The sequence below is a fragment of the Arthrobacter sp. Leaf141 genome, assembly GCF_001424565.1.
GTDB lineage: Bacteria > Actinomycetota > Actinomycetes > Actinomycetales > Micrococcaceae > Arthrobacter.
In genome coordinates this window covers 251,372-278,003 of record NZ_LMOL01000016.1, presented here as the reverse complement: position 1 = coordinate 278,003, position 26,632 = coordinate 251,372, and the positions used below count along the sequence as shown (strand labels likewise).

The 26,632-nt window shown below is 67.3% G+C and carries 26 protein-coding genes and 1 tRNA gene; 19 read left to right on the top strand and 8 right to left on the bottom strand.

Annotated features, from left to right (window positions below; genetic code table 11):
- Window positions 1-32: 32 nt before the first annotated feature.
- Together ASF72_RS13025 and ASF72_RS13020 are read left to right on the top strand one after the other, a co-directional pair.
- Entirely contained in the window at window positions 33-731 is a 699-nt protein-coding gene (locus ASF72_RS13025) for a ThuA domain-containing protein (RefSeq protein WP_056599464.1), read from the top strand.
- Window positions 716-1,816, top strand: a complete 1,101-nt coding sequence (locus ASF72_RS13020; protein WP_235504724.1) for a Gfo/Idh/MocA family protein — start codon at window positions 716-718, stop codon at window positions 1,814-1,816. Before ASF72_RS13025 ends, ASF72_RS13020 begins: the two co-directional genes overlap by 16 nt.
- Here the strand turns inward: ASF72_RS13020 and ASF72_RS13015 are convergent.
- The gene (locus tag ASF72_RS13015; RefSeq protein ID WP_050686901.1) at window positions 1,809-2,966 is read right to left on the bottom strand and encodes a GGDEF domain-containing protein; all 1,158 of its coding nucleotides are present in this window, start codon (window positions 2,964-2,966) and stop codon (window positions 1,809-1,811) included. The genes ASF72_RS13020 and ASF72_RS13015 overlap by 8 nt on opposite strands.
- Window positions 2,967-3,197: 231 nt before the next feature.
- On the opposite strand from ASF72_RS13015, the gene ASF72_RS13010 reads away from it, so the two are divergent.
- The 7 genes from ASF72_RS13010 (at window position 3,198) to ASF72_RS12980 (ending at window position 13,159) form a co-directional block, all read left to right on the top strand.
- Window positions 3,198-4,556 carry a hemolysin family protein gene (locus ASF72_RS13010; protein WP_056599461.1) on the top strand — a complete coding sequence of 453 codons (1,359 nt, stop codon included), beginning with the start codon at window positions 3,198-3,200 and terminating at the stop codon, window positions 4,554-4,556.
- Window positions 4,549-5,589 carry a hemolysin family protein gene (locus tag ASF72_RS13005; RefSeq protein ID WP_056599458.1) on the top strand — a complete coding sequence of 347 codons (1,041 nt, stop codon included), beginning with the start codon at window positions 4,549-4,551 and terminating at the stop codon, window positions 5,587-5,589. The genes ASF72_RS13010 and ASF72_RS13005 overlap by 8 nt, the downstream gene beginning before the upstream one ends.
- A 317-nt stretch (window positions 5,590-5,906) precedes the next feature.
- Window positions 5,907-7,046, top strand: a complete 1,140-nt coding sequence (gene rsgA, locus ASF72_RS13000) for a ribosome small subunit-dependent GTPase A (protein WP_157370979.1) — start codon at window positions 5,907-5,909, stop codon at window positions 7,044-7,046.
- 120 nt (window positions 7,047-7,166) lie between these two features.
- Window positions 7,167-9,482, top strand: a complete 2,316-nt coding sequence (locus ASF72_RS12995; protein WP_056599455.1) for a beta-L-arabinofuranosidase domain-containing protein — start codon at window positions 7,167-7,169, stop codon at window positions 9,480-9,482.
- A 9-nt stretch (window positions 9,483-9,491) separates the two neighbouring features.
- The gene (locus ASF72_RS12990) at window positions 9,492-10,199 is read left to right on the top strand and encodes an alpha/beta fold hydrolase (RefSeq protein WP_056599452.1); all 708 of its coding nucleotides are present in this window, start codon (window positions 9,492-9,494) and stop codon (window positions 10,197-10,199) included.
- Between the two features lie 135 nt (window positions 10,200-10,334).
- Window positions 10,335-11,417 (top strand): agmatine deiminase family protein, encoded by a 1,083-nt coding sequence (locus ASF72_RS12985; RefSeq protein ID WP_056599449.1) that lies wholly within the window; start codon window positions 10,335-10,337, stop codon window positions 11,415-11,417.
- The gene (locus ASF72_RS12980) at window positions 11,414-13,159 is read left to right on the top strand and encodes an amidase (protein WP_056599445.1); all 1,746 of its coding nucleotides are present in this window, start codon (window positions 11,414-11,416) and stop codon (window positions 13,157-13,159) included. The genes ASF72_RS12985 and ASF72_RS12980 overlap by 4 nt, the downstream gene beginning before the upstream one ends.
- Before the next feature lie 133 nt (window positions 13,160-13,292).
- Here the strand turns inward: ASF72_RS12980 and ASF72_RS12975 are convergent, their stop codons facing one another.
- Window positions 13,293-14,585: a glycoside hydrolase family 27 protein gene (locus tag ASF72_RS12975; RefSeq protein WP_056599442.1), complete on the bottom strand. Its 1,293-nt coding sequence runs from the start codon at window positions 14,583-14,585 to the stop codon at window positions 13,293-13,295.
- 154 nt (window positions 14,586-14,739) lie between these two features.
- Between ASF72_RS12975 and ASF72_RS12970 the strand changes: the two genes are divergently transcribed.
- Together ASF72_RS12970 and ASF72_RS12965 are read left to right on the top strand one after the other, a co-directional pair.
- Window positions 14,740-15,996, top strand: a complete 1,257-nt coding sequence (locus ASF72_RS12970; RefSeq protein ID WP_050684613.1) for a D-arabinono-1,4-lactone oxidase — start codon at window positions 14,740-14,742, stop codon at window positions 15,994-15,996.
- Between the two features lie 37 nt (window positions 15,997-16,033).
- Window positions 16,034-16,366, top strand: coding sequence for a hypothetical protein (locus ASF72_RS12965; RefSeq protein WP_056599439.1), 333 nt, complete (start codon window positions 16,034-16,036; stop codon window positions 16,364-16,366).
- A 42-nt stretch (window positions 16,367-16,408) separates the two neighbouring features.
- On the opposite strand, the gene ASF72_RS12960 is transcribed toward ASF72_RS12965, so the two are convergent.
- Entirely contained in the window at window positions 16,409-16,987 is a 579-nt protein-coding gene (locus ASF72_RS12960; RefSeq protein ID WP_056599436.1) for a MarR family winged helix-turn-helix transcriptional regulator, read from the bottom strand.
- A 175-nt stretch (window positions 16,988-17,162) separates the two neighbouring features.
- On the bottom strand, window positions 17,163-17,966 hold the full coding sequence (locus ASF72_RS12955; protein ID WP_082178205.1) for a LysR substrate-binding domain-containing protein: 804 nt from the start codon (window positions 17,964-17,966) through the stop codon (window positions 17,163-17,165).
- Between ASF72_RS12955 and ASF72_RS12950 the strand changes: the two genes are divergently transcribed.
- Complete coding sequence (locus ASF72_RS12950) at window positions 17,965-18,369, top strand: DUF5997 family protein (RefSeq protein WP_050684609.1); 405 nt, start codon at window positions 17,965-17,967, stop codon at window positions 18,367-18,369. The genes ASF72_RS12955 and ASF72_RS12950 overlap by 2 nt on opposite strands.
- A gap of 14 nt (window positions 18,370-18,383) precedes the next feature.
- Here ASF72_RS12950 and ASF72_RS12945 read toward each other — a convergent pair whose 3' ends face one another.
- Window positions 18,384-18,764 carry a VOC family protein gene (locus ASF72_RS12945; protein WP_050684608.1) on the bottom strand — a complete coding sequence of 127 codons (381 nt, stop codon included), beginning with the start codon at window positions 18,762-18,764 and terminating at the stop codon, window positions 18,384-18,386.
- Between the two features lie 103 nt (window positions 18,765-18,867).
- Between ASF72_RS12945 and ASF72_RS12940 the strand changes: the two genes are divergently transcribed.
- Window positions 18,868-19,473, top strand: coding sequence for a hypothetical protein (locus ASF72_RS12940; protein ID WP_050684607.1), 606 nt, complete (start codon window positions 18,868-18,870; stop codon window positions 19,471-19,473).
- A 61-nt stretch (window positions 19,474-19,534) separates the two neighbouring features.
- Complete coding sequence (locus ASF72_RS12935) at window positions 19,535-20,137, top strand: DUF6919 domain-containing protein (protein ID WP_050684606.1); 603 nt, start codon at window positions 19,535-19,537, stop codon at window positions 20,135-20,137.
- A gap of 59 nt (window positions 20,138-20,196) precedes the next feature.
- Here ASF72_RS12935 and ASF72_RS12930 read toward each other — a convergent pair whose 3' ends face one another.
- Window positions 20,197-20,679 (bottom strand): pyridoxamine 5'-phosphate oxidase family protein, encoded by a 483-nt coding sequence (locus ASF72_RS12930; RefSeq protein WP_050684605.1) that lies wholly within the window; start codon window positions 20,677-20,679, stop codon window positions 20,197-20,199.
- 66 nt (window positions 20,680-20,745) lie between these two features.
- A complete protein-coding gene (locus ASF72_RS12925; RefSeq protein WP_050684604.1) occupies window positions 20,746-22,122 on the bottom strand; it encodes a flavin monoamine oxidase family protein in 1,377 nt (458 codons plus the stop codon).
- 140 nt (window positions 22,123-22,262) lie between these two features.
- On the opposite strand from ASF72_RS12925, the gene ASF72_RS12920 reads away from it, so the two are divergent.
- The 3 genes from ASF72_RS12920 to ASF72_RS12910 all read left to right on the top strand — a co-directional run bounded on the left by ASF72_RS12920 (window position 22,263) and on the right by ASF72_RS12910 (window position 24,862).
- On the top strand, window positions 22,263-22,955 hold the full coding sequence (locus tag ASF72_RS12920) for a TetR/AcrR family transcriptional regulator (RefSeq protein ID WP_157370978.1): 693 nt from the start codon (window positions 22,263-22,265) through the stop codon (window positions 22,953-22,955).
- Between the two features lie 70 nt (window positions 22,956-23,025).
- Entirely contained in the window at window positions 23,026-24,153 is a 1,128-nt protein-coding gene (locus ASF72_RS12915; protein WP_050684602.1) for an L-talarate/galactarate dehydratase, read from the top strand.
- Between the two features lie 10 nt (window positions 24,154-24,163).
- Window positions 24,164-24,862 carry a FadR/GntR family transcriptional regulator gene (locus tag ASF72_RS12910; RefSeq protein WP_050684601.1) on the top strand — a complete coding sequence of 233 codons (699 nt, stop codon included), beginning with the start codon at window positions 24,164-24,166 and terminating at the stop codon, window positions 24,860-24,862.
- 80 nt (window positions 24,863-24,942) lie between these two features.
- On the opposite strand, the gene ASF72_RS12905 is transcribed toward ASF72_RS12910, so the two are convergent.
- Window positions 24,943-25,025, bottom strand: a tRNA-Leu gene (locus ASF72_RS12905).
- Window positions 25,026-25,400: 375 nt separating this feature from the next.
- Here ASF72_RS12905 and ASF72_RS12900 point away from each other — a divergent pair.
- Window positions 25,401-26,144, top strand: coding sequence for an FhaA domain-containing protein (locus ASF72_RS12900; RefSeq protein ID WP_050684600.1), 744 nt, complete (start codon window positions 25,401-25,403; stop codon window positions 26,142-26,144).
- Window positions 26,145-26,149: 5 nt separating this feature from the next.
- Window positions 26,150-26,632: an FHA domain-containing protein FhaB/FipA gene (locus ASF72_RS12895; protein ID WP_050684627.1), complete on the top strand. Its 483-nt coding sequence runs from the start codon at window positions 26,150-26,152 to the stop codon at window positions 26,630-26,632.

Here is a 26,632-nt window from a genome sequence, read left to right as displayed (position 1 = left end):
CCCGACAGATCCATGCAGTTAGAGGAATATTAATGACCGGCAGCAAAAATGCACTTGTGGTCCGCGGCGGCTGGGACGGCCACCAACCCGTCGAAGCCACGGAGCTCTTCATCCCGTTCCTGGAAGAAAACGGCTACACCGTTCGCGTGGAGGAATCCGCCAAAATATATGCCGATCCGGAATACATGGCCGGGGTGGACCTGATCGTCCAGTGCATGACCATGTCCACCATTGAGCAGGATGAGTTTAGGGGACTCCGGGCGGCCGTCGAAAGCGGCACCGGGCTGGCCGGCTGGCACGGCGGCATCGCCGATTCCTACCGGAACACCTCGGACTACCTGCACCTGATCGGGGGCCAATTCGCCTGCCATCCTGGCAAGCACGCCGACGAACTCAAGGGTGAACAGGCAGACAACTACGTGCCGTATACGGTGAACATGCTCCCCGCGGCTGCTGGACACCCCATCACCGAGGGCATCGCCGATTTTGAGCTCGAAACCGAGCAGTACTGGGTCCTCTCGGACGATTACATCGACGTCCTGGCCACCACCACTCAGAAGGCCCGGTCCTGGGACCCTTGGCAGCGGGAAGTGACCTCCCCCGCCATCTGGACCCGGCAATGGGGTGCCGGCAGGATCTTCGTCAGCACACCGGGTCACCGCGTGGAAGTCCTCCAGGACACCAACGTCCGGACCATCATCGAAAGGGGCATGCTGTGGGCAAGCCGTTGAACATCGGAATGGTGGGCTGCGGCGCCATCAGCACCCAGTACCTGGCCACCTTTACCAAGGACGACTCGATCCGCCTGGTGGCCGTGGCGGACATCGATCCTGCCCGCGCACAGGCGGTGGCCGATGCCCACCCGGGCGCCCGCGCCGTCGGGGTCGGGGAACTACTGGCGGATCCCGCGGTGGATGTGGTGCTGAACCTGACCATCCCCGCCGTCCACGCCGAGGTGGCGCTCCAAGCCATTGCCGCCGGTAAGGGCGTCTACGGCGAGAAGCCGCTGGCGGCAACCCTGGCCGAGGCCAAGGATGTCCTGGCCGCGGCGGATGCGGCTGGCGTTGTGGTGGGCTGCGCGCCGGACACCGTCCTCGGCACGGGCATCCAGACGGCGCGGAAAGCGATCGACGACGGCCTGATCGGCCGGCCGGTGTCTGCCATGGCCATGATGGCAACGCCGGGACACGAATCCTGGCATCCGAATCCGGACTTCTACTACCAGCCCGGCGGCGGGCCGCTCCTGGACATGGGCCCGTACTACGTCAGTGCACTGGTGAACCTGCTGGGCCCGGTGGTGTCAGTGACCGGCGCCGCCAGCCGGACCCGGACCGAGCGCATCATCGGCTCAGGCGCCCGCGAAGGCGAGGTGATTCCGGTGGCCGTTGACTCGCACGTCGCAGCCATGTTGACGCACGCCGATGGTGCCATCTCCACCCTGGTGATGAGCTTCGACGCCGTGCGCACCAAGGCGCCCAACCTCGAAATCCACGGCGAGCGCGGCTCGCTGGTGGTCCCGGATCCCAACCGGTTCGACGGCGATGTTGAGCTTTTCGCGCTGGGCGCCGCCGGCTGGGAGGTGCTTCCGGTGTCAGCAGGCTTTGTGGACGCAGGACGGGGCGCCGGCCTGGCGGACCTCGCCGCCACCCCGCCCGGCAGCGAGCCGCGGGCAGGCGGCCGGCTGGCCTACCATGTCCTGGAGGTTATGGAGTCGGTCCTGGTGGCCGCCGGGACGGGCAGGACCGTGGCTATTGAAAGCACCGCGGCGCGGCCAGCCCTGGTTCCCTTGACGGTCCCGGAGCCTGCGGTCAGCTGAGGCCGCGGTGGTCGCTGCGGGCAATCCGGTTCCGGCCCAGCGACTTGGCCGTGTACAACGCCGCGTCCGCTGTGACGATCACGTCGTCGATGTCAGCGGTACCGGCGTCGTACGTTGAAATGCCGTAGCTCACGGTGGGCATCACCATGCCGTCCACCGTGGGCGAGGCAGCCAGCCGGCGGCTGATTTCCCCGGCGATCAGCTCCGCCCGTTCGGCGCTGGCACCGGGGATAAGGATGACAAACTCCTCGCCGCCGTACCGCCCCGCCAGGTCGGTGGTCCGTACGGTGTCCGTGCAGGCGGTGGCGAAGGCCTTCAGTGCGACATCCCCGGCCGCGTGCCCAAAGGTGTCGTTGACCGCTTTGAAGTGGTCCAGGTCGGCCAGGATCAAGGCACCGGAGCCTCCCGTGATGGCCCGGTCGGACAGCTGTTCAGCGGCCAGGTCCAGGAAGGCCTTCCGGTTCAACAGGCCGGTCAGGTCGTCGCGGGTGGCCACCACGCGCAGGGCCCGGGTCTGCTGTTCGCTGCTGAGGGCGGCCATGCTGAAGGAGACCACCACCAGGAGCACCATGGTGATCATGGTGGTCACGGCTGAGCCGAAGATGGTGGTGAAGGTGGGGCCGTTCTGGCCTTCCAGCAGGAAGGCCACCCAGCGGAGGAAGTAAAACAGGGCCAGCCCGCCCGCAGCCGTGGCCATGGGGATCCGGACGCGGGAGTAGCCCGGTTCAAGGCGCCACAGTTCGCGGGAGCCCAGGCCGATGGTCAGGGCCATGGCAAACAGGAACACGGGGCCGCCTGACCACACGTTGGTGGCCGGGTTGTCCAGGACGGAGGCCACCAGGGTGACCACGGGGATTGCCGCGAAGGCCCACTTGTTCGGCGCAGCTGTCCGGAGCGAACGGGCCCCGGCCCACACGGCCACGCCGCCGTGCACCAGCAGGGTGTTGCCCAACGGATTGGCCCAGACCTGGTGGGCGGTGCCGTCCAGCAGGAAGCACGCCGAGCCCGCCAGGAAAAACAGCAGGGCCACACACCACCAGCCACTGTACGGCGAGCGCGTCACCCGGTAGGCGGAGAAGTAAAAAAGCACAACGAGGGCCAGCGCCATTATGCCGAATGAGAGCCGGAGGGTCTCCGTATCCAAAACCATGTCTTCGAGGTCCCCCAAACTCCGCCCGCCCGTGCCCCCAGTATGGCACTGCACACGTTCCGGGAGCAGCAGCGCCTGCTCCGGCACGCTGGTCCGGCAGGCTGTGCCTGCCGGGGAACCATTCCGCCGGACCCGGCGTTGAAAGCAGCATGGACGACCCTCCTTCACACATGCCCTGGCCCCTCTGCCATCTGACCGGATTACCGGCCACCACGGGAGAGGGGCGCCGAAATGTATGAATGGATCATGCTCGGCATCGGCCTCGTCCTGACTGTCGGCACCGGATTCTTCGTTGCCTCGGAATTCGCGCTGGTCAACCTTGACCGGCACGACCTCGAATCCCGGCAGACCCGCGGCGAGAAACGCCTGGGCCCCACCATCAAAGCCCTCCGGATCACCTCAACGCACCTGTCCGGCGCGCAACTGGGCATCACGCTCACCACGCTGCTGACGGGCTACACGTTCGAACCGGCCATCAGCCGGATGCTTAGCGCTCCCCTGACGTCGGCAGGCGTACCCGAGGCCATTGTGCCGGCCGTCGGCTCCGTGGCCGGCATCTTCCTGGCCACCATCTTCTCCATGGTGATCGGCGAACTGGTCCCCAAGAACTTCGCCCTTGCGCTGCCCCTGGCCACCGCCAAGGTGGTGGTGCCGTTCCAGACCCTGTTCACCACCGTGTTCAAGCCGGTGATCCTGCTGTTCAACAACACGGCGAACAACATCATCCGCAGCTTCGGCATCGAACCCAAGGAGGAACTCTCCGGCGCCCGCAGCGCCGAGGAGCTCAGTTCCCTGGTGCGCCGCTCCGCCGTCGAGGGCGTCCTGGACCAGGACCATGCAACCCTCCTGCACCGGACACTGCGGTTCTCCGAGCACAGCGCGGCGGACGTGATGACCCCGCGTGTGCGGATGACCGCCGTCGGAATCCAGGACTCGGCGGAGGACATCGTCGCCCTGGCCACTGCCACTGGATTCTCGCGTTTCCCCGTGATCGGCAGGGACCGGGACGACGTGGTGGGGGTGCTGCACGTCAAGCAGGCCTTCGCCGTGGCGCTGGCCGAACGGCCCGCCGTCCGGGCTGAACAACTCATGATCGATCCCATCCGCGTCCCCGAATCCATGGGCGTGGACACACTCCTGGGCCTGCTGCGGCGCCAGGGCCTGCAGGTGGCCATCGTGTCGGACGAACACGGCGGCACCGCCGGGATCGTCACCCTGGAGGACCTGGTGGAAGAGATTGTGGGCGAGCTGGAAGATGAACACGACCGTGCCCGGGTGGGTGTGGTCCGCACCGGCCGCTCGCTGACCTTTGATGCGGCGCTGCGCCCCGACGAGCTCCTGGACCGGACCGGGGTTGAAGTCCCGGACGGCGGGGAGTACGACACTGTGGCCGGTTTCGTCACGGACCGGCTGGACCGCATCCCCGAGCTCGGTGATGAAGTGGAGCTCGACGCCGGCACGCTGCGGGTGGAGCGGGTAGTGGGCACGCACGTGGAACGGCTCCGGTTCACCCCGGCCGGCGCAGGAGCGGCCGGCAGCGCCCACGACAGAATCATCGACGACATCACGCAGGAGCTGACCCATGAGTGAGTACCTTCCCGGCATCATCTGGCTTGTTGTCCTCCTGGCGGTGAATGGCTTTTTTGTGGGCGCCGAGTTCGCCGTCATTTCGGCGCGCCGCTCCCAGATCGAGCCCAAGGCCGAGGCCGGCAGCAAGGCCGCCAAAACCACGCTGTGGGCCATGGAACACGCCACCCTGATGCTGGCCACGAGCCAACTCGGCATCACGGTCTGTTCCCTGGTGATCCTCAACGTTTCCGAACCTGCCATCCACCACCTGCTGGAGATCCCGCTGGGCCTGACCACACTCTCCGGCGAAGCGATCGGCGTCATCGCGTTCATCGCAGCGCTGCTCCTGGTCACGTTCCTGCACGTGGTGCTGGGCGAGATGGTGCCGAAAAACATCTCGTTCTCGGTCCCCACCCGTGCGGCCCTGATCCTGGCGCCGCCGCTGGTGCTGGTGGCCCGGATCTTCAAACCGGTCATCTGGACCCTTAACGGCATTGCCAACTCCATCCTGCGGCTGTTCAAAGTGGAGCCCAAGGACGAGGCCACCAGCGCCTACACACTTGATGAGGTGGCAAACATCGTGGCCCAGTCCACCCGGGACGGCATGTTGAAGGACACCACGGGCGCCCTGACCAACGCCTTCGAGTTCACGGCCAAAACCGTGGCGGACGTCCAGGTGCCGCTGGCGGACATGGTGCTCCTGCCGCAGTCCGCCACGCCCTTCGACATCCAGCAGGCGGTGGGCCGGCACGGCTTCTCGCGCTACATCCTCACGGACGGCGCCGAGGAACCCGCAGGGTACCTGCACCTCAAGGACGTGATGGACCTGGTGGCGCCCGGCACGTTCGACGCGCCGGTGCCGGCCAAGCGGATCCGGCGCCTGGCGTCGGCGTTCGCAGGGGCGGAACTGGAGGACGCGCTGGCCGCCATGCGGCGCACGGGCGCGCACGTGGCCCGCGTCTTCGACGCGCAGGGCCGGACCACCGGCGTCCTGTTCCTCGAGGACATCATCGAAGAGCTGGTGGGCGAAGTACAGGATGCCACCAGCGCCTGACCTGCGCAAACGGGTGGTGCGGCGCCAACCGCGCCACCCGTTTGTGCACTCAGATTTTTCGCCGCAGGGGCTGGCCGACGACGGCGGGCGGCGCTAGAGTGAAAAGCGTCCGCCACCGCGCGGGCACACTAAGGAACGGGCCTCGAACAGGCCCCGGAGGATGGGAGGTGGTTTTGATGACTGCAGTTGTTGCGCGCCGTGCGCGCCCCGCCATCAACCACCATTCCCTCCCCTCCCGCACCTGCACCGCCTGAGCGGCGCCCGCAGCGGCATCCACGCCGGACAGTGGCAGGGGACCTTGTCCGAAGGTAACCACCGTGTACAACCCTTTGCCCAGCACCGCCGCAACTTCCGGCGGCCCCATCAACTACGGCTACGGCCCCCGGGCCGCAGCCCACTTCGAGGACAACCCGCTGCCGGGTGCCACCGGCCGCGGCCGGGTGATCCGGGTGGACCGAACACTCCTCTTAGTGGCGTCTGAGGAGGGCACCGCCCATCTGCCCTACCCGCTGACCGGGGAAACCGCCGTCACCGGGGACTGGGTGTGGACCGGGCCCAACCGGGCCGGTCCGCACCAGATCCTCGGCATCCTGCCGCGCCTGACAGAGCTCAGCCGAAAACGCGCCTTCGAGGATTCCTCCGAGGCCCAGGTCCTCGCCGCCAACATGGACGTGGTGGGCGTGGTGGTGCCGGTGGACCGTCCGCTGACCCATAACCGCCTGGAACGGACCCTGGTGGCCGCCTGGGATTCGGGGGCCACTCCCCTGGTGATCATCACCAAAGCGGACCTTGCCGACGTGGCGGACGACGTCGTCGGGAAGGTCATCCTCCAGGCCGCCGGCGTGGAGGTGGTCACCACCTCCGCTGAAGATGGCGACGGCATCGACGCGTTGCTGTCCCACCTGCCCGGGGGCCGCACCATCGTGCTCCTGGGGCCTTCGGGCGCCGGAAAGTCGACCCTCATCAACGCCCTGGCAGGCAGCCAGGTGCAGCACACCGGGGAGGTGCGGTCCGGGGATTTCAAGGGCAAGCACACCACCACGGCCCGGGAGCTGGTCCCGCTGCCCAACGGAGCCGTCCTGATGGACACCCCCGGAGTCCGTGGTTTCGGCCTTTTTGACGCTGCCGACGGATTAGGGGAAATGTTCGGGGACGTGGCGGAGCTGGCTGGGAGCTGCCGGTTTGCGGACTGCGCCCACCGGACCGAGCCTGGCTGCGCTGTGCAGGCCGCCCTTGCCGACGGCAGCCTGGCCGAACGCCGCTGGCTCAGCTACGGGAAGATGCAGCGCGAGCTCGCGGCCCTGGCCCGCCGCAGTGATGTGGCGGCACAACGCGCCTATTACCGGGAATGGCACCAGAAGGTGGTTTCCGCCGGGACCTCGCAGCGTTCGGCCGAACGCGGGCTGGCGGAGAAGCAGGAACGGTCCGGCGGGAAGAACCGGCGCGGGCGGCGGTGAGGCGATCAGCAGCCACCGTCAAGGACTGCCACTGTTGACAACTAATTACAACGTTATAAATTTGGGTTTGAAACCAATCACATGACCGCCGGGCAGGGCGTTCGTCACGGAAGGATTGTTGTGCCCACCAGGCCGGAACACAAAACCACAACCAGCACGCCCACACGCACCGGTCCGGGCTCCTTCCCCCCGCACCAGGTCCGCCTCCTCGACAGCGACTTCAAAGCGGCCCAGGAGACCTCTGTCAGCTACGTCCTGTCCCTCGACGCGGACCGGCTCTGCGCCCCGTATCTCCTGGCAGCAGGCCTGGAAAGCCCGGCCCACCCCTACGGCAGCTGGGAGTCGGAGGGCATGGGCGGCCACATCGGCGGCCACTACCTCTCCGCCTGCGCCAAGCTGTTCGCCGCCACCGGCAACCCGGAACTGCTGGCCAATGCCAGATACGTGGTCGGGGTCCTGGTCCGGTGCCAGGACGCGGCAACGGACGGTTATGTGGGCGGCGTTCCGGGCGGCCGGGACCTGGGGAACCAGCTGTCCCGCGGTGAGGTGGACGCGGACCTGTTCACCCTCAACGGCAGATGGGTTCCGCTGTACAACCTGCACAAGACCCTGGCCGGGCTGCTGGATGCCCATCAGTTTGCCGGTCTCACGGACGCACTGGAGGCGGCCACCGCCCTGGCGGACTGGTGGCTGGGCGTTTCCGCCCGGCTGGACCAGCCTGCCTTCGAACGGCTCCTGCGGACCGAGTTCGGCGGAATGAACGACGCCTTCGCTTTGCTGTGGGGCTTCACGGGTGATGACCGGTACCTGGCGGAGGCGCACCGGTTCGCGCACCGCAGCATCCTGGATCCCCTGGCGGCGTACCAGGACCGACTGGACGGGCTGCACGCCAATACCCAGATCCCCAAGGTGGTGGGGTACGCGCGGCTTGCCGCGGGCACCGGCGATCCGGCGTATGCCCGGGCCGTGGACACCTTCTGGGAGTCAGTGGTGTGCCGGCGGTCGGTCTCCGTGGGCGGGAACAGTGTCCGCGAGCATTTCCACCCGGCAGCAGACTTCTCATCGATGGTCCAGGAACCGCAGGGACCGGAGACGTGCAACACCTACAACATGCTGAAGCTGGCGCAGCTGCGGTTCGAGGCCTCCGGCGACCCGGCCGCCATCGACTTCTATGAACGCGCCACGTACAACCACATCCTGTCCTCGCAGCATCCTGCCAGCGGCGGCCTGGTGTACTTCACACCCATGCGCCCCGGGCACTACCGCGTATATTCGAAGGCGCAGGAATCGATGTGGTGCTGTGTGGGGTCCGGGTTGGAGAACCATGCCCGCTACGGCGAGCTGATCTACAGCCACACAGACACCGACCTCCTGGTCAACCTCTACATCCCATCCACGCTGGACTGGACAGAGCGCGGACTTACGGTCCGGCTCGAAACCGACTTTCCGGGTTCCGGCCTGGTCACGCTGACCATCACCGCGACTGCGCCGGTGGACGCCACCGTCCGGCTGCGCAGGCCGGGCTGGGCCACGGCAATGACGGTCGACGGCGGCGGGCAGGGAAGTACCCAGGCCACCCCTCCGGCCGAGGCCGGGGACGTCCGCCTTGCCCGCCGCTGGGCCGGCACCTCTACGGTCCGGATCCGGCTGACCGCGGGATTCCAGGCGGAGGCGCTGCCGGATGGGTCCCCCTGGGTTTCCTTCCGGTACGGCCCGATGGTCCTGGCAGCCCGGGGCGGCGCTGATGGCGTCCCCGGATTCGAGGCCGCTGACCAGCGCATGGGACATGTCGCCGTGGGAACGTTGGAGCCACTGGCCGGAACGCCCGTGGTACCGGATCCGGAAGCCCTCTCCCGGCGCCGCACCCCATCCTTCGCAGCCGAGCTGGAGGTCATCGATCCGGCAGGACAGCCTGCCACGGTCATCCTGGAGCCCTTCCACCGGATCCACGACTGCCGCTATACCGTGTACTGGCCTACGGGTGAACCGGCAGAGCTGCGGGCCAGTCTGCAGGCCCTGGATCGGGCCGCCGCCGGGGCAGCCCGGGTGGTGGATGCCGTTACAGCCGGAGAGCAGCAGCCCGAGGCGGACCACAAATTCGCGGGGAAAGACACCATGGCCGGGGGCGCCGGAGGGCTCCATTGGCGGGACGCCGGCGGCTGGTTCTCCTATGTCCTCACCGATCCGGCGAACCGGGCCACAATCCTGCGGGTCCGCTTCCTGCCCGGCGACGCGCACCACCACATCCTGCGGCTGAACGGGGCGCTCCTGACCGGTCCGGCCCAAGGGCCCGACGACGGCGGCCCGCCGGCCAGCGACTTCGACATCACCGGCGTGGCACGCAACGGGGACGAGCTCGTCTTCACCGTTACGGCCGTCCCGGGCTTCCGCACGGGACGCCTTGTGTCCGTCCAGTTGGTCAACGGCCTGGAGTAGGGTTCGGTCATGGACATCATTCTGGTTCCCGGATTCTGGTTGGACGCTTCCTCGTGGGACGAGGTGACACCGGCCCTGGAGGCCGCCGGCCACCGTCCACACCCCCTCACTCTGCCCGGCCTGGAATCACCCACCGCCAATCGGGAGGGCATTGAACTGCACCACCACGTGGATGCAGTCGTCGAAACAATCGACGCCTTGTCCGGGCCGGCGGTGCTGGTGGGCCACTCCGGCGGTGGTGCTGTCATCCACGGGGCAGTCGATGCCCGGCCGGACCTGGTGGCGCGGGCCATCTATGTGGACAGCGGGCCCCTCGGCGAGGGCGGCGTGATCAATGACGAACTGCCATCCGAAGGTCCGGACGTTCCCCTTCCGCCCTGGGACGCTTTCGAGGACGCGGATTTGGTGGATCTCGATGACCGGATCCGCGCCAGCTTCCGGGAGCGCGCCATCCCCCAGCCAAAAGGGGTGGCATTTGGCCGGCAGCGCCTGCACGATGACCGGCGCTACGAGGTTCCCGTGACCGTCATTGCCTGCGAGTTCCCGTCGGCGGTGCTCCGCGAATGGATGGCGGCGGGGCATCCGTTCGTTGCGGAGCTGGCCCTTGTGCGCGAGGTGGAATATGTCGACCTGCCCACCGGGCACTGGCCGCAGTTCACCCGGCCGAGGGAACTGGCGCAGGCAATTCTGGCGTCTGTGGACGGCAGCGCCGGCTAGATTGATCCGCGGCTGACGGATGCAGGTTCCCGAAGTGCTTCTGGCTAAACCCTTGCGTGGGCACGTCGACGTCCCCATAATAAATGAATGTCATTCATTTATTGACGGCCACCACAGAAAGACCTGCGCCAAGCCATGAAAACTGCAACCCTCCCATCCGCCCCTTCGGCCGCGGCTCAGCCAGCCACCCTCATGCCCGCAGAGTGGGCCCGCCACCAACGGACCTGGATGGCATTCCCACCCCCCAACGACACTTTTGGACCCGCCGGAAGTGCCACGCTGGACCGAGCCAGGGCCGCCTGGACCGCGGTCGCCCACACCATCGCCCGCTATGAGCCGGTCACGGTGGTGGCACACCCGCGGGACGCCACGGCCGCGAGGGAATGGCTGGGCGCGGACATCAACGTCGTTGAAATCCAGCTGGATGACGCCTGGCTCCGCGACAGCGGTCCCAGTTTCGTGCACCAAGGTGACGGCTCCCTGGCCGCGGTGGACTGGACGTTCAACGGCTGGGGCGCCCAGCACTGGGCAGCATGGGACAACGACCAGCATGTGGCCCGGTCAGTGGCCGGCTTCGCGGACACGTCCGTGCGCAGCAGCACCCTGGTCAACGAGGGCGGCGGATTCCACGTGGACGGCGCCGGGACCGTCCTGCTGACCGAGACCGTCCAACTGGACCCGCACCGGAACCCTGGCGCCACCCGGGAATCCGTGGAGGCGGAAATCCACGCGGCCCTGGGCACCACAACGGCGATCTGGCTCCCCCGCGGCCTCACCCGGGACTACGGCGAATTTGGCACCCGCGGCCACGTGGACATCGTGGCTGCCTTCGCCGGCCCCGGTACCATACTGCTGCACCAGCAGCAGGATCCCTCCCACCCTGATTACGCCGTGTACCAGGAAGTCCGCGCCGCCCTTGCGGGGAAGCTGGACGCCCAGGGCAGGCCGCTGCGCATCATTGACGTCCCCGCCCCCACTGTCCTCACGGATGACGAGGGTTTTGTGGACTGGTCGTACATCAACCACTACGTCGCGAACGGAGTAGTGGTCCTGTGCGGGTTCGACGATGCCAACGATTCCATCGCGGCCGGCATCCTGGCCCGCGCCTACCCGGGACGGGCAGTGGAACTGGTGGACGCGCGCGACATCTTCGCTTTCGGCGGCGGCATCCACTGCATCACCCAGCAGCAGCCGGCACCCCAGGAGCCATCGGCATGACGCCGGCCAGCATCGGGAAGGACGGCGAAGAAGCTGCGTTCTCCGTTGTGGAAGCGGGAATCAGGGAGCTCCGGCAGGCCCTGGAGACCGGCGCCACCACCAGCCAAGCCCTGGTCCGGCAGTACCTTGAGCGAATTCAGACATATGACTCCTCAGGCATACGCCTCAATGCCATGGTGGTGCTGAACCCCGAAGCAGTTGCGGAAGCCAGGGCGTCGGATGCCCGCCGGGCAGCCGGGGAAACGTTGGGCCCACTGGACGGCATTCCCTACACCGCCAAGGACAGCTACAAGGTTCGGGGCCTGACCGTGGCCGCCGGATCCCCGGCGTTCAAGGACCTCGTGGCGCAACAGGATGCCTTCACCATCGAGCGGCTCCGGGCGGCGGGCGCCGTCCTGATTGGCCTGACCAACATGCCGCCCATGGCCAACGGCGGTATGCAGCGCGGCGCCTACGGCCGGGCCGAGTCCCCCTACAACGCCGACTACCTCCCGGCCGCTTTCGCCTCCGGCTCGTCAAACGGTTCCGGCACGGCAACGGCCGCCAGCTTTGCGGCGTTCGGGCTGGCCGAGGAAACCTGGTCATCCGGCCGCGCGCCGGCGTCGAACAGTGGCCTGTGCGCCTACACCCCCTCCCGGGGAGTGATCTCCGTGCGCGGCAACTGGCCCCTGGTCCCCACCATGGACGTGGTGGTCCCCCACACCCGTTCCATGGCCGACCTCCTCGAGGTCCTTGACGTTGTGGTGGCCGACGACGCGAACACCCGCGGCGATTTCTGGCGCGTCCAGCCATGGATCCCCATCCCCGCGGCATCTGCCGTCCGGCCGCCGTCGTACCCGGACCTGGCCGTTGCCGACCCTGCCGCGGCGGCAGGGATCCTGGCCGGTAAACGGCTGGGCATCCCGCGGATGTACATCAACGCGGATCCCGACGCCGGCACGGCACCTGCGCCGGGCATCGGCGGCCCCACCGGCCAACGCATCCACACCCGGCAGTCCATCATCGACTTGTGGAGCGCTGCCCTTAAAAGCCTGGAAGCCGCGGGGGCCGAGGTTGTGGACGTCGACTTCCCGGTGGTCTCCAACTACGAGGGCGACCGGCCCGGCGCCCCCACGCTCGGCACCCGGGGCCTGGTCTCCGCCGCCTACCTCCGCAGAGAGATCGTGGACCTTTCGGCCTGGGCCTGGCACGACTTCCTGGCGGCCAACGCCGATCCGCGCCTCAACACGCTGGCGCAGGTGGACGGAGCCATGATCTTCCCCGCCCCGGACGGCTCCCTCCCGGACCGCTACGACGGGTTCGACGACGATATCAGCGACTACCCTGCCTGGATCCGCGCCCACGGGGTTCCCACCCTCGACGGGATGCCGGAACTCGCGGACGGGCTGGCCGGACTGGAGGAGACCCGGCGCGTTGACCTGGAGGAGTGGATGGACGGCCTGGGCCTGGACGCCGTGGTGTTTCCCGCCGTCGCGGATGTGGGCCCGGCCGATGCCGACATAAACCAGGACTCAGCCGACCAGGCCTGGCGCAACGGCGTGTGGGTGGCCAACGGGAACCTGGTGCCACGGCACCTTGGCATTCCAACAGTCACCGTGCCCATGGGCCTCGCTGCAGACATCGCCATGCCGGTGGGCCTCACGTTCGCCGGCCGCGCCTACACCGACAACGCCCTGCTGAACCTGGCGGCCGCGTTCGAGGCCACCGGCAGCCGGAGGGTACCGCCGCCCCGCACCAGCTAGAGCTTCCGCCTGGCGGGTTTTGCACCATCAAACCAACCGGCGCGGTGGCCACACCCCGGAAGTGCGGGTCCGGCAGCCGGGCCGAGCCGATTGATGGTGCAGAACCCGACAGCACCCTGGCGGACGGGTTGTCCTAGCCGCGGAAGCAGCTGAAGAACTGCACCCCGTGCGGCGGCAGGTCCACCGCGAGTGCGGGCATCCCGTCCACGGCGGCAGCGCCTGCCTCCTGCCCGCTCCAGGCCTCCCGGAGCCGCCACGCGCCGGCATCCGGGAGGACTGAAAGCCCCAGGTCGGCCAACGGCATGATGTGTGTTGCGGCGCCGGTCCCGGTGTTGAACAGCGCCACAAAGCCGCCGTCCGCCGTCGTGCTGTCCGCCGCCCAGACCACCAGGTCCCCGTCCCGCAGCAGTTCACGGTTGTTGTGGCTGTCCTTGAGGGCGGCCAGGAGGTCCGCGTTGGTCAGCAGTTCCAGGGTCTCCGGCGGAGAGGACGGCAGGTCGCAGCCCAGCATCAGCGGGGAGCGGGCAATGCACCAGAGCGAGAGCATGGTGCGCTGTTCGTCGCGCGTCAGGCGGCTGAGCCGTTCCTGGCCACGCTCGGCGCGAAGCGCGATGTTACCTACTGGCAGCATGTCCGCATCCGCCCAATGTCCGGGCTGCTGGTGCGGCGCCCACCGCGCCAGCCGGGCGAACTGGGCTTCGACGTCGTCCCAGATGTCCCACAAATCGTCGGAAACCCGCCACATCTGGGCGTTGGCCCGCAGGTGCTCCAGCCGCGCCAACGACAGCGCCTTGCCCGGTGAAAGGCTCAGCACCATATCCCGGCCGCTGCGCCCGATGGCCAGCTGGTACGCGGCGATTTCCTCCGCAAAGTACGGGCCGAGCATGTCGTCGGCCTTAACAAAGTCCACACCCCAGGCGGCAAAAAGGCGCAGTTGGGAGTCGTAGTAGGCCTGGGCGCCCGGCTTGCCGTGATCCAGGCCGAAGTTGTCGGTGTTCCATTCGCAAGAGGATCCCGTGTCGGCCACCTGGTCCGCCGTGACCTGCGTTCCCTCAACGGGGAGCCGGTCCCGGACGGCCTGCCGCGGGATGCCGCGCATAATGTGCAGGCCAAACTTGAGGCCCATGCCATGGATCCGGTCCGCCAGCGGCTTGAACCCCAGCCCGCCGGCGGACGAAGGAAACCTGTTCACGGCCGGAAGCTGCCGGCCGTAGGCGTCGAGTTCCAGGACGGCACCGTCGTTGTAGCCGCCCGCCCGGGCCGCCGGTTCGTACCACTGGATATCCACCACCACGGTGTCCCAGCCGTGCGGCAAAAGATGTTCGGCCATAAAGGCCGCGTTTGCCAGGACCTCATCCTCGGTGACGGACGTGCCGAAGCAGTCCCAGCTGTTCCAGCCCATCGGTGGCGTCTGCGCAAGTGTCATCCGACAAATCTATAACGTTGGAAATCAAGGCACCACCCCACATCAGCAACAGCTTCCTGACGGGCGGTTGCACCCTGGACGAGCCTTGACAGCAAATTTGTTAGCGCTGACAGTGGAGGAAACGAATTCAACCCCGGACGGGAAGCCACGCAATATGAAGAATTGGGCAGGGAACCTCGAATACGGCTCGGCGGACGTGCTCCGGCCGGAATCGGTGGCGGAACTGGCGGCCATGGTGGGACGGGCCGGCAAAATCAAGGCCCTGGGTTCCCGGCACTCCTTCAACCGCGTGGGTGACACCGACGGCGTGCATGTGCTCCTGGACGCCCTGCCCCAGCACATTGAGCTCGACTCGGCGCGCGGCACGGTCCACGTCAGCGGCGGAGTCAGCTACGGCGCCCTGTGCCGGACTCTCGCGGAGTCAGGCGCGGCCATCCACAACCTTGCGTCCCTGCCCCACATTTCCGTGGCGGGTGCAGTGCAGACAGGCACGCACGGCTCCGGGGTGGACAACCAGTCACTGGCAGGCGCCGTGGAGTCCATCGACCTGGTGCGGCCCTCCGGCGAGCAGGTCACGCTTGCCAGGGCGGACGGCGACCAATTCATGGCCAGCGTTGTGGGCCTGGGCGCCTTGGGGATCGTGACGGGCCTGGAACTGTCCGTCCGGCCGGCGTACCAGATGCGCCAGCGCGTCCTGGAGGACCTGCCGTGGGACCGGGCCCTGGCGGAGTTCCCCGCCATCGTCTCGAGCGCTTACAGCGTCAGCCTGTTCACCGACTACGCAGGTGGGACCATCAACCAGGTATGGCTCAAGGCCCTCGCCGCCGAGCCGCCGTTGCCGGATCTCTTCGGCGCCACTGCCGCCACCCGCTCCCGGCACCCCCTCCCCGACATGTCCGCGGAGAACTGCACGGAACAGCTGGACGTACCGGGGCCCTGGCTCGACCGGCTCCCGCATTTCCGCCACGAATTTACGCCCAGCAACGGCGAGGAACTGCAGAGCGAATTCATCCTTCCGCTGGAGCTTGCACCCGCTGCCCTGCAGGCCGTCCGCGGCCTGGCCGGCCGGCTGGCACCGCTGCTGTTCGTCTCCGAGATCCGCACGGGTGCGGCCGATGACTTCTGGCTCAGCCCGTTTTACCGCCAGCGGAGCGTTGCCCTGCACTTCACGTGGAAACCGCTGCAGCAGGAGGTGGAGGCGTTGCTGCCGGACCTGGAAGACGCGCTGCGCCCGTTCGGCGCCAGGCCGCACTGGGGCAAGCTCTTCACGCCGTCAAGCCATGACTGGGAAGACCTGTATCCGAAGTTTGCCGAGTTCCGGTCGCTGGCTGCAGCACATGATCCCGACGGAAAATTCCGCAACACCCTGTTGGACAGCGTCCTTGGCGTGCCGGCAGCCAGCGGACGCTAGGAAGCGGCAGCCCGGCGCCCCCGCCTAAACTGAAGGCATGAACCGACATGCCGCCGCCCTCCTCGCCACCCCGCTGCTGCTCCTGGTGGCCGGTTGCGGCGCCGTCGAGGAGGCCGCGGGAAACGCTGCCAGCGATGCCGCTTCCCAGGTGGCCTCGGCGGCCGCGGAGGAGGTCAACCGGCAGATCTGCGCCGTGGTCCAGGACGGGCTGGTCACTGCCCAGGACCGGGAAGTGCTGGGCAGCCTGGTTTCCGCTGCCCGGTCTGCCGGAGTGGCAGAGGACATTACGACGCCGCTGGGCCGGATCGCGGAGGCCGGAGACCAGGTGCCGGCCGAGTCCGTCCAGGCGCTGCAGGACGCCTGCGCCTAGCCCGGAAGGGCCGCAACTGCGCTCGGGCAACTGGAATCCCGCTCAGGCCCCCGGCCTGCCCGGCCCCCACTCGCCGGTGCTACGGCCGGCATCACGACCGGTGCCACGGCCGGGCCGGTGCGGGTTGCGGTGCTCAGCGCCGGCCCGGTGATCCTTCCGGTTCCCCGGAACGGTAAACGGGACCACTTCACGGTCCCTGCCGGCTGGCAGGGCGCGGACAAATTTAGCCAGCTCGGCGTGCAGGACCTTCCAGCCGATGTCCGGATCGTTGGGATACGCGTTTATTTCCGCTTCCCGTGCAGATTCCAGGGCGTCCCGGCCAGCCCCGGTCAGCTCCACAATCATCTGCCGCCGGTCCGCGGCGTGGCGGTTCCGGACAATGTGGCCGGTGGATTCCAGCCTGCTGAGGACCCGGCCCAGGGTCTGGCTCTGGACGCGGATGGCATCCGCGAGCTGCTCCTGGTTGAGCGGCCCGGCCGCCAGTCCTTCAAGCGCGATGACAGCGGCGCGGGTCAGCCCCAAGGGAGCCAGCGCGTCATCCTGGCGTCGCTGCACCATCCGGGCGGCCAAGCTGATCAGGCGGTAACTGCTCCGGGCATCCGGGTCGAGGTTGCTGGTCATCGGCACGCCTTCCTGTAGGTGGCGAAGCGCGGGGGGTCACCCGTCACGCATGGCTACCCCTACACAATAAGCATGCTTAGCATCAATGATGCAAGTGAACGGCCCTCATTGCCCCGGGCCGGCGCCACAAACCTCGCCGCGGCGGACCGCATCACGGCGGCGGAATGAGCGGAACCTACCGCTTGCCCTTTTTCCGCGAGCCCTTGCCGCGGCCCTTATCCGGGTTTGGCGCGTACCGCTGGGCCACCTTGGGGGCCTTTTTGGCACCTGTGCCGCGCCGGTCCGGTTTGGGCTCCTTCTTTTCCTTGACGGGCTGGGCGGAGGGCTGGCGGGAGCTTTGCGCCGTCCGCCCGCGGACGATGCCGATGAACTCCTCGATGACCGGATCCGTGCCGTCGATGGGCCAGACCAGGGCAATTCCCGATTCAGGGGCGCCGGTGAGCCGCCGGGCCACGGTGTCCTTGACGTTAAAGTGCCGGGCCACGGACATGGGCAGGATCACCAGGCCGGCGCCGGAAGCCACCACCTGCAGGGCCGCTTCGGCACCGCCCAATGCCGCAACGTCCAGGAAGGTTTCCGCGTCCAGGTCCGCCAGCGCCACTTCGTCGAACACCGAAATTTCGTGCCCCTTCGGCGCCACCACGACCGGCAGCTCCTCGTACAGGGAAATGACGTTGAACCCTTCGCGGTCCACCGGCAGCCGGACAAAGGCCAGGTCCGCGGACCCGTCCCGGACCGCCTGGCCGCCGGGACCGCCGTCGGTCATAAACGCCTGCAACGGTACGCCGGGCATCCGTTCTTCCCAGCGGCGGATCCATTTGCCCGGCGTGACTCCCGGCACGTACGCGATCCGGAGTTCCCGCGGCGCTTCCGCTGACGCGTCCTGTTCCGCGGAATCGGCGGGGACTGCGTCTGTCTGGGGGGTGTTCTCGGTGGGCACGTCTTCACAGTACCGCCCGCCCGGATACCCTTGAAGCATGACCTCTGCAAACTCCCAGTCCATGAAGCCGGCCACCGTTGCCAAGAAACTTGGCATCTACCTGCCTGCAACACCCCAGGAGTTCCAGGATTCAACCATCTCCCGCGCGGATTTCGCCGAGCTCCAGGCCAACCCGCCGGAGTGGCTGGCCGAGCTCCGCCGCACCGGCCCGCACCCGCGCCCCGTGGTGGCCCAGAAACTGAACGTCTCCATCAGCGGCCTGGCCCGCGGCGGCGTTGAAGAAGCGCTCACGACGGCGGAAATCACCGCGCTGCTGCAGGCTCCGCCGGCCTGGCTGGTCACCGAGCGCGCCACGCACGCTGCCGTCCGCGCCGACGCCCAGCGGGTCAAGGACGACGCCGCCAAGAAGGACGCGAAGAAGGCCCGCGCCCAGGCGGAGTAGCGCCTCCGGGCCGCTCAGTCCTGGTGCAACTGCACGTAGTTGCCGCACCCGTCGTCGAACACGGCGCTGATGCCTGAGGGATCCTCGGTGGGTTCGCCGCGGAAGCTCACCCCGGCCGCCAGCAGCCGCTGGTACTCGGCCTGGACGTCGGGGACGCCGAAGACAATTGCCGGCAGGCCGGCGTTGTGCAGGGCGTTCATGTAATTGGCGCCGATCGGGTTGTCGCTGGGTTCCAGCAGCAGCCCGGCGGCGCCTGCGCCGGCACCGGGATCCTTGACGATGAACAGGTTGTATTCGGGCATGGCCATCAGGGTTTCGAAACCCAGGGTGTCCGTGTAAAAGGTGTGGGCCGTCGCCGGGTCCTGCACATGGATGCTGCACATTTTCAGTCTCATGACTCCACGGTACGCGGCATTGACCCCGGCGCCGGAACCCAATTTAATGGGAAGACAAGCCTGGGAAACCCTTGGCCCGGGCGGTAACCGCTGGAGGTTCAGGATGTCGGCCGTGATGGAAGCCTTCTCCGAGGGACTCCTCCTGCTCCTCTGCGGGGCGGTTTTGGTGGTCAGTGTTGCGGGCACTGTCTATTTGGTCCGGCGGCGGTCCCTCGCCCCTGCAGGCACCGGTCCGGAGCGCTCCGACCAGCTGTTCTGGGACCTCTTCCTGGGCGCCGCCGTTGCCGTTCCGGCACTGCTCATTCCCACCCTGGCCTGGCCGTGGGCCGGCCTGATCCTCGGTGCCGCCGGTGTTGGGGCCGCCGTCGCCGCCTACCGCCTCAGCCCCCGCTTGCTGGCCTGGCGGGCCGGCCGGCGGGACTCGAGGCTGCAGGTGTCCGCCAACCAGGCCGCCAGGGTCCAGCACGATGAACTGATGGCCCGCTGGCGCAGGTATGAGCTGGACCCCGCCTGCAGCATCGACTACCCGGCCCTCACCGATGTCCGGTTGCCGGAAACGTCGGCACTGATCAAGGCCATGCGGACGGCCGAACAATTGCGCGCACAGCCGCACCGCGACTACCCGGCCGCAGTAACCGGATTGGCGTTGTCACTGGCTGCAGCGGAGCGCGCTGCCGGACTTCCTACGAACCAGGCCGGCGCAGCCTGACGTTAAGTGCTGTGTCGGTGCCACTGGATCAGACTGCGTCAGGGCGGATAGCATCCAAAGGATGAAGCCAGAGGAAATGCCAGTCCATGACCGCTTCGGCCGCCTGCTGGAGGACCGCGGCGTGTGGCGCCAGGCCACCACCCTGGCCGGGGCTGGCGAGCTAACGGCCCGGTGGCTTGAAGGCGGCAGCAAATACCAGCCGGGCCACTTCGCGGCAGGCTTCGATCCTGAAACCATCGCACTCGCCCCGGAACTCGCCCGCCTGAACCGCAGCGGCCTTTTCACGAAGGAATCCCAGCCGGGAATCAGCGGCGCCGCCCTGGCCCAGCGGCAGTACGTTACCGGGTTCTGCAGCCCCGCCGCGGCTGGAGACCTGCTGGCGCTGTCCACCCGCAGCGAATTCATTACCGTGGCGCACGCCCCGGGCGATTCAAGCAACGCCGCCATTCCCGTCACGCTGGCAGGCGATGATGTGGCCACCGTCCTCGGTTCCAGCGAAAACCCCGTCACCGAGGACCAGATCCGGGATTGGGCGGAGGAAACCAACGATGCTTTGGCCCTACTGCTGGCCGACTCCTGGTACGTCGAAATCCTGGACCCCGTCTGGGGCCGGAACGATGTCCTCCTTCCTGCAGTCCTCGCCGCTCTTTCCCCGAACGGCTGAACCGGCGGTTAAACGACAAAAGGTGGAGCAGCCTGCGCTGCTCCACCTTTTGCGGGGACTCAGAGATCCACGGTGCCGCTCTCGCCAACGCTCATCCGGCTGTTGGTGACTTTGGCCTTGACCCACTGCAGGACAGTGGCCGCCGTGCCTCCCGGGCTGGTCCAGTACTCGGCCGAATCGGAATCGACCCGCAGCAGGCACACCTCAGGGGTATCCGGGCCGTCCGGAAACCACGCCTCCACCGCCTGGTTCCACATTTCGCGGATTTTGGCGCGGTCCGTGACAACCTCGGCGGTCCCTGCCACAGACACCCATTCGGTGTTTTTTCCGAACGAGACGTTGACGCGGGAGTCGGCCCGGACGTGCGTTACCTGTGAGGTGTTCAGGCCCGTGAAAAACCACATGTCGCCGTCGTCCAGCACTTCCTGGACGGCCAGCGGGCGGCTGACGAGGGCACCCTCCCCGTTGATGGTGGTCAACATCCCGATGTGGGACCCGTTGATGATGTCGGTTACTTTGCTGATGCTCTGTGCGTCAGTCATGCCTCACCTCTTCGTCTGCTGTCGGGGTCGCTCCCCTTCGGCCAGCCTATTGGTAAGCATGCTTATTTACCAGCCGGCCGCAACCTGCACCTTCGCTTTTTCTGCGATCAGCTGTGCCGTCCGGCGCCCCATCCTGATGGCCCCGTCAACGTGCTGGTACCCCTCGGCGGCCAGGTCTGACGAGGACCAGTGGATGGGCCCCACGGGAGCCAGCTGGTCCTTGCCATAGCGGTGCAGGCCACCCAGGTCATAGCTGGCAGCGTAGGCACCGCGCGTCCACTCCTCAGAGCCCCAGTCGGATTCGTAATACACCTCCGGCGCCAGGGCAGCGTCACCCAAAAAGGCGGCGATGGATTCCAGGACGGCCTTTTTGCGGTCCGCCGGGCTGAGCTCGAAGACGGCGTCGGCTTTCTCGTCGGAGATGAAGCCCACCAGGGTGCCGCGGGTGTCGCCGTGGTTGGTGTTGTCGTAGACCTCCTGCACCAGGGCGCCGGCGCCGAAGCCGGTGCCCGACAGGCCGGCCGCACGCCAGAACGGGGTTTTGTAGACGGCGTGCACCTTGATGACCAGGCCCAGCGACTGGTGCTGGTGCATCTGGTGCTGGCGGCGGGGCAGCGGCGGGTTAAAGGACACCCGGGAGTAGAGGTTCGGCGGAACCGCCATGACTACAAACCTCGCATTCACTGTTGCGCGCTCCGAGACAACCACCGCACTGTCGGCAGTCCAGTTAATGCTCCGGACCGGGCTGTCCAGCACCACGTCACCCTCCAGGCCTGCGGCCATCAGCTGCGAAACCTGCTGCATGCCGCCCACCACACGCTTGTCCAGGATGAAATCCTCATCCGTGAGGTGCGTGAAGGAGCCGGCGGAGGCGGCCATCAGGACCGCCTGCAGGGCGGAAAAGGCGTGCGCCGGCTTGGTCAGCATGCCGCCGGCGATGAAGAGGCCAATGTTGTTGCAGGCTTCCTCGTCAGCGGAATTCTGCCGCAGCCAATGGTGGAATGAGATGGTGTCCAGTTCGCGTGCCTTGGGATGCGCCCAGGGCTCGGTGGCACCGATCTCCTCCGCCAGGCCGTCAAGCAGTTCAATCAGCCGGTCCATTTCGGCGGCGGTGCCCGGCGCCACGGGAAAGGAGTCGCCCGTATAGGTCACGGGAGCGCCGTCCGCGCCGATATAGACGGATTTTCCCTCCCGGTAGCGGGAGTAGGTCTCCAGGCCGAGCTCCGCGAGCAGGTCCAGGAGCACCGTCTGGTCCGGCGAGACCCACTGGCCGCCGATTTCCAGCATGGCCCCGTCGATGGTGTCGGTCCAGGTGCGGCCACCCACCCTGTCACGGGCCTCGATGACGGCGACGGTGAAACCGGCCTTCTTCAGTTCACGGGCTGCGGTCAGGCCGGACGGGCCGGCTCCCACCACTGCAACGTCGCGGTTCAGGTTCAGCATGATGTCCTCTCTGCGGCCCGCAAAGTGACGGGGAGCACTAAATGAATGACGTTCATTTAGCATCAACTATAGCGGCTGCCGGGCGGGACCGGAAGTGCGCGGATGGAATAATGCTGGAGACCATGACAGAAGGGGCAGCAATGCCGGCAGTATCAGCCACACAGGGACGATCCGCGGGGAAGGACCCGGCAGCCAGAAGGCGCGCCGGGAGGCCGTCGGCAGCCGTACTGGACAAGGCGGGCATCACCGTCGCAGCCCTGGCGCTGATCAGCAGGAAGGGCTACGACGGATTGACCATGGCCGCGCTGGCCCGGTCGCTGGACGTGGCGCCGTCTGCCCTCTACAACCATGTGTCCTCCAAGGATGATGTGCTGCTCCTTGTTGAGGACCACCTGGTGGAGATGGTGGACGTGTCGGGTTTCGGCGCCGGTCCGTGGGATGCCGCCGTGCGCCGGTGGGCCTGGTCCTACCGCGAGGTGTTTGCCCAGCACACACCCCTGATCCCCATTATCGCGGTGCTGCCCGTCGCCAATGCGCCCAAAACACTCGCCATGTATGAGGCGGTAACGGCCGGCTTCGGGGCTGCGGGGTTCCCCGCGGAGAAAACCATCTCCGCCATTGTCGCCCTGGAGGCGTTTGTCTTCGGCGCCGCGTACGATGTCACGGCCCCGGCGGACATTTTCGACGCCGGCACCCTCGCCGCGCAGACTCCCAACTTTACGTCCGCCGTCGACCGGCTGGCAGCCGAGCAGCACCCGCGGCCGGCCGACGTGGCCTTCAGCTTGGGCCTGGAAGCCCTGATCACAGGCTTCGACGCCCTCCGGAACAGGTAAGTCTTGTAGTACAAGTTTTAAACTTGTATCCTAAGTGTAGGCAAAGATGCCCCGCCACCTAGGAGAACCCATGAGTCCCGTCGATCTCATCCGCCACGTCAAGCTGTCCACCGCCACGCTGCCGCTCAGCGTCCCCATCAGCGACGCAAAGGTCTTCACCGGGCGGCAGAAGCCCATGACCGAGGTGGTGTTCCTGTTTGCCGAGATCACCACGGAACAGGGCCACGCCGGACTGGGTTTCAGTTACTCCAAACGGGCAGGCGGCCCGGCGCAGTACGCGCACGCCAAGGAAGTGGCGGAAGGCATCATCGGGGAAGACCCCAACGACATCGGCCGGATCTACACCAAGCTCCTCTGGGCCGGCGCCTCCGTTGGCCGCTCCGGGGTGGCCACCCAGGCCCTCGCGGCCATCGACATCGCCCTGTATGACCTGAAAGCAAAGCGGGCCGGGCTGCCGCTGGCCAAGCTCCTGGGTGCCTACCGCGATTCCGTCCAGACCTACAACACTTCGGGCGGATTCCTGAACGCAAGCCTGGACGAGGTCAAGGCCCGTGCCACCCAACTCCTGGCGGAAGGCATCGGCGGCATCAAGATCAAGGTTGGCCTGCCGGACTCCTCGGAAGACCTGCGCCGAGTGGCGGGCGTCCGGGAGCACATCGGCTGGGACGTGCCGCTGATGGTGGATGCCAACCAGCAGTGGGACCGTGCCACGGCACTGCGGATGGGCCGGCAGCTGGAGCAGTACAACCTCATCTGGATCGAGGAGCCCCTGGACGCCTACGACTTCGAGGGACACGCGCACCTGGCCCACGTCCTGGACACACCCATCGCCACCGGCGAAATGCTGGCCTCCGTGGCCGAACACAAGGGCCTCATCAACGCCAACAGCTGCGACATCATCCAGCCGGACGCCCCACGGGTGGGCGGCATCACCCAATTCCTCCGCCTCGCGGCCCTGGCCGACGAACGCGGCCTTGGCCTGGCACCCCACTTCGCCATGGAAATCCACCTGCACCTGGCGGCGGCCTACCCGCGGGAACCGTGGGTGGAGCACTTCGACTGGCTCGACCCGCTCTTCGAGGAACGCCTGGAAACCAAGAACGGCCGCATGATCGTCCCGGACCGGCCGGGACTGGGCGTCACCCTGAGCGGCCAGGCACGCGCCTGGACCACCGACTCCGTGGAGTTCGGCGCGTAACCTTGATCCCATGAGCCGAAACCTCACCGCGGACCTCACCGCCGACCTCCGCACCCGGATTGTGGACGGCATCATCCAGCCGGGCGGGAAACTGCCCAGCGAGAACACGCTGATCAGCGATTTCGGCGTCAGCCGTACGGTGGTTCGCGCGGCCCTGACCCGGCTGCAGGCCGAGGGACTGGTGGAAACTGAACGGGGCAGGGGCAGCTTTGCCCTCACCCCGCCCTCAGAGGCGTCCCCGGCAGCGCCGGGGACGCGGCCCGTGGCCAGTACGGAGGACCGCCTCCACCTGCTGGACTTCCGGCTCGGCGTGGAATCGGAGGCAGCGGCCCTGGCCGCCCGCAACCGCACCGACCGCCAGTTGCGTGCCGTCACGGCCGCCCTGGAAGAATTTACGGCCAGCACGGGCCACCCCGCGCACGCCATGAAGGCGGACTTCGAATTCCACCGGGCAGTGGCCGCCGCATCCGGCAACCCGTACTACTCCGACTGCCTGGCCGCCTTGGGGCAGACGATGATCGCCATGCCCCGCACCCGGCTTATGACCGGCGTCGAACATTATGCCCGGGACCACTTCGACCAGGTGGTGCACGAACACCGGTCCATTGCCGATGCCATCGCTGACGGCGACGGATCCGCGGCCGCAGCTGCCATGCGCAGCCACCTTGCCAACTCACGACGCCGGTTCCAGGCGTCCGCGCGTCCGTAGCGTGGCGTGCGGAGCAGGCAGCCGCCAACAGTTAAAACAGGATGGGCCCCGATCCTAAGACCGGGGCCCATCCATTTGCGTGCGCGAGGGGGGATTTGAACCCCCACGCCCTTTCGGACACTGGCACCTGAAGCCAGCGCGTCTGCCGTTCCGCCACTCGCGCGCAACTTCTTTCCCATTTCCGCTCCCGGTTTCCCGGTTATGCGGACCTGCGAAAGCAGCGAGATCAAGCATAACGGACATATGCCGGAAAATACCAATTGAGCCTGGCGGCCCCTCCATCAGCCGCGCCAAAACCCCCGGAACACGGGCCGAAATAGCCTTTCCACAGCCCCCCAGGAGCCCCACGGCAGCGTCCGGTGGCTGAACTTTTACGCCCGCCCGGCCGTTGCGGATTAAGGTCATTCCCAGCCCTGCCCAGTAGTATCGGTTCTGGACGTGACTGCCGCGCGCAGTCACAACGCCTGGTGACGGACCGTCACGCGGCGTTCCTGCCAAGGACTATTGCCCCGCAGCCGGGGGGAAAGGAGAAGGACCTATGGGTCTGCTGGATAAAGTGGAACGCGGCATCGAAAAAGCCGTCCGGGGCGTCTTCTCCACCGGCTCCAAAGCACAGGTTGAGCCCGTGGAGATCGCCAGCAGGCTCCGCCGCGAACTCGACAACAAGGCGCTGACGGTTTCGGCCGGCCGGACGCTGGCTCCCAACGTTTTCGACGTTGAGTTGAGCAACGAGGACTTTGCCCGGGCCCAGGAATGGGGTACCCCGCTGGCCGAAGAACTCTGTGACGTGGTGATCAACCACGTCCGCAGCCAGGGTTACACCCTGCAGGGCCCGGTCCGGATCTCCTTCCGCCGGGACGCGGAACTCCGCGCCGGGGACTTCGAAATTGCTTCGGCCACGGAAAAGCAGAACGGGGCCGCGGCCGCCGCACCGGCACGCCCCAACGTGCCGGCCGCCCCCAGCCGCCAGCCCGTGCGCCTGCAGCCCGTGCTGGACATTGACGGGCAAAGGTACTCATTGAACGCGCCGTCCATCGTGCTGGGCAGGTCCTCCGAGGCAGACATCCTGGTGGAGGACACCGGCGTTTCACGCCGGCACCTGGAGATCCGCACCACCAACGGCGTGACCAGCGCCGTGGACATGGGTTCCACCAACGGCAGCTACGTCAACGGGCAGCGCGTGGCCGGCAGCACCGAACTCACAGACGGCTCCACCATCACGATGGGACGGACAAAGATCATCTTCCGCCTGCTTCCCGCCGGACCCGGTGGTTCCGCATGAATGACATGAGCGATCTCACCATCACAGTGCTGCGGTTCGGCTTCCTGCTGCTGCTGTGGGTCCTGATCTTCAGCATTGTCTCGGCCATGCGCCGGGACCTTATGGTGGGACGGAAAGCCGCTTCCGGCGCCCCCACCGCCCGCGAGGTCCGCCGCAACCCCGAACTTGCCGAGGCTCCCCCGCAGCCCGTCAAGCTGCAGGCCCACCAGTTGGTGGTGGTCGAAGGGCCATTGAAGGGCACTACCATTCCGCTGGCTGCGAGCCCCATCCTGCTGGGCCGCGCCCAGGAAGCCACCCTGGTGCTTGAGGACGATTACGCTTCCGGCCGCCACGCGCGCCTGTTCCCGCAGGGCAGCCGCTGGTTCATCGAGGACCTGGGTTCCACCAACGGAACCTACCTGGCAGACCAGCAACTCACCCGGGCGCTGCCCGTTGAACCAGGCGTTCCCGTGAGAATCGGCAAGACGGTCATCGAATTGAGGCCGTAG

Coding starts and splice junctions, on each gene's coding strand:
- ASF72_RS12970 (WP_050684613.1), top strand. CDS start 14,740: ATGAAGAATTGGGCAGGGAACCTCGAATACGGCTCGGCGGACGTGCTC.
- ASF72_RS12975 (WP_056599442.1), bottom strand. CDS start 14,585: ATGACACTTGCGCAGACGCCACCGATGGGCTGGAACAGCTGGGACTGC.
- ASF72_RS12955 (WP_082178205.1), bottom strand. CDS start 17,966: ATGCTTCAAGGGTATCCGGGCGGGCGGTACTGTGAAGACGTGCCCACC.
- ASF72_RS13005 (WP_056599458.1), top strand. CDS start 4,549: ATGAGTGAGTACCTTCCCGGCATCATCTGGCTTGTTGTCCTCCTGGCG.
- ASF72_RS12935 (WP_050684606.1), top strand. CDS start 19,535: ATGAAGCCAGAGGAAATGCCAGTCCATGACCGCTTCGGCCGCCTGCTG.
- ASF72_RS12915 (WP_050684602.1), top strand. CDS start 23,026: ATGAGTCCCGTCGATCTCATCCGCCACGTCAAGCTGTCCACCGCCACG.
- ASF72_RS12940 (WP_050684607.1), top strand. CDS start 18,868: ATGTCGGCCGTGATGGAAGCCTTCTCCGAGGGACTCCTCCTGCTCCTC.
- ASF72_RS12980 (WP_056599445.1), top strand. CDS start 11,414: ATGACGCCGGCCAGCATCGGGAAGGACGGCGAAGAAGCTGCGTTCTCC.
- ASF72_RS12990 (WP_056599452.1), top strand. CDS start 9,492: ATGGACATCATTCTGGTTCCCGGATTCTGGTTGGACGCTTCCTCGTGG.
- ASF72_RS13010 (WP_056599461.1), top strand. CDS start 3,198: ATGTATGAATGGATCATGCTCGGCATCGGCCTCGTCCTGACTGTCGGC.
- ASF72_RS12945 (WP_050684608.1), bottom strand. CDS start 18,764: ATGAGACTGAAAATGTGCAGCATCCATGTGCAGGACCCGGCGACGGCC.
- ASF72_RS13015 (WP_050686901.1), bottom strand. CDS start 2,966: ATGGTTTTGGATACGGAGACCCTCCGGCTCTCATTCGGCATAATGGCG.
- ASF72_RS12910 (WP_050684601.1), top strand. CDS start 24,164: ATGAGCCGAAACCTCACCGCGGACCTCACCGCCGACCTCCGCACCCGG.
- ASF72_RS12965 (WP_056599439.1), top strand. CDS start 16,034: ATGAACCGACATGCCGCCGCCCTCCTCGCCACCCCGCTGCTGCTCCTG.
- ASF72_RS12920 (WP_157370978.1), top strand. CDS start 22,263: ATGCCGGCAGTATCAGCCACACAGGGACGATCCGCGGGGAAGGACCCG.
- ASF72_RS13025 (WP_056599464.1), top strand. CDS start 33: ATGACCGGCAGCAAAAATGCACTTGTGGTCCGCGGCGGCTGGGACGGC.
- ASF72_RS12985 (WP_056599449.1), top strand. CDS start 10,335: ATGAAAACTGCAACCCTCCCATCCGCCCCTTCGGCCGCGGCTCAGCCA.
- ASF72_RS12960 (WP_056599436.1), bottom strand. CDS start 16,987: ATGACCAGCAACCTCGACCCGGATGCCCGGAGCAGTTACCGCCTGATC.
- ASF72_RS12900 (WP_050684600.1), top strand. CDS start 25,401: ATGGGTCTGCTGGATAAAGTGGAACGCGGCATCGAAAAAGCCGTCCGG.
- ASF72_RS12925 (WP_050684604.1), bottom strand. CDS start 22,122: ATGCTGAACCTGAACCGCGACGTTGCAGTGGTGGGAGCCGGCCCGTCC.
- ASF72_RS12930 (WP_050684605.1), bottom strand. CDS start 20,679: ATGACTGACGCACAGAGCATCAGCAAAGTAACCGACATCATCAACGGG.
- ASF72_RS12950 (WP_050684609.1), top strand. CDS start 17,965: ATGACCTCTGCAAACTCCCAGTCCATGAAGCCGGCCACCGTTGCCAAG.
- ASF72_RS12895 (WP_050684627.1), top strand. CDS start 26,150: ATGAGCGATCTCACCATCACAGTGCTGCGGTTCGGCTTCCTGCTGCTG.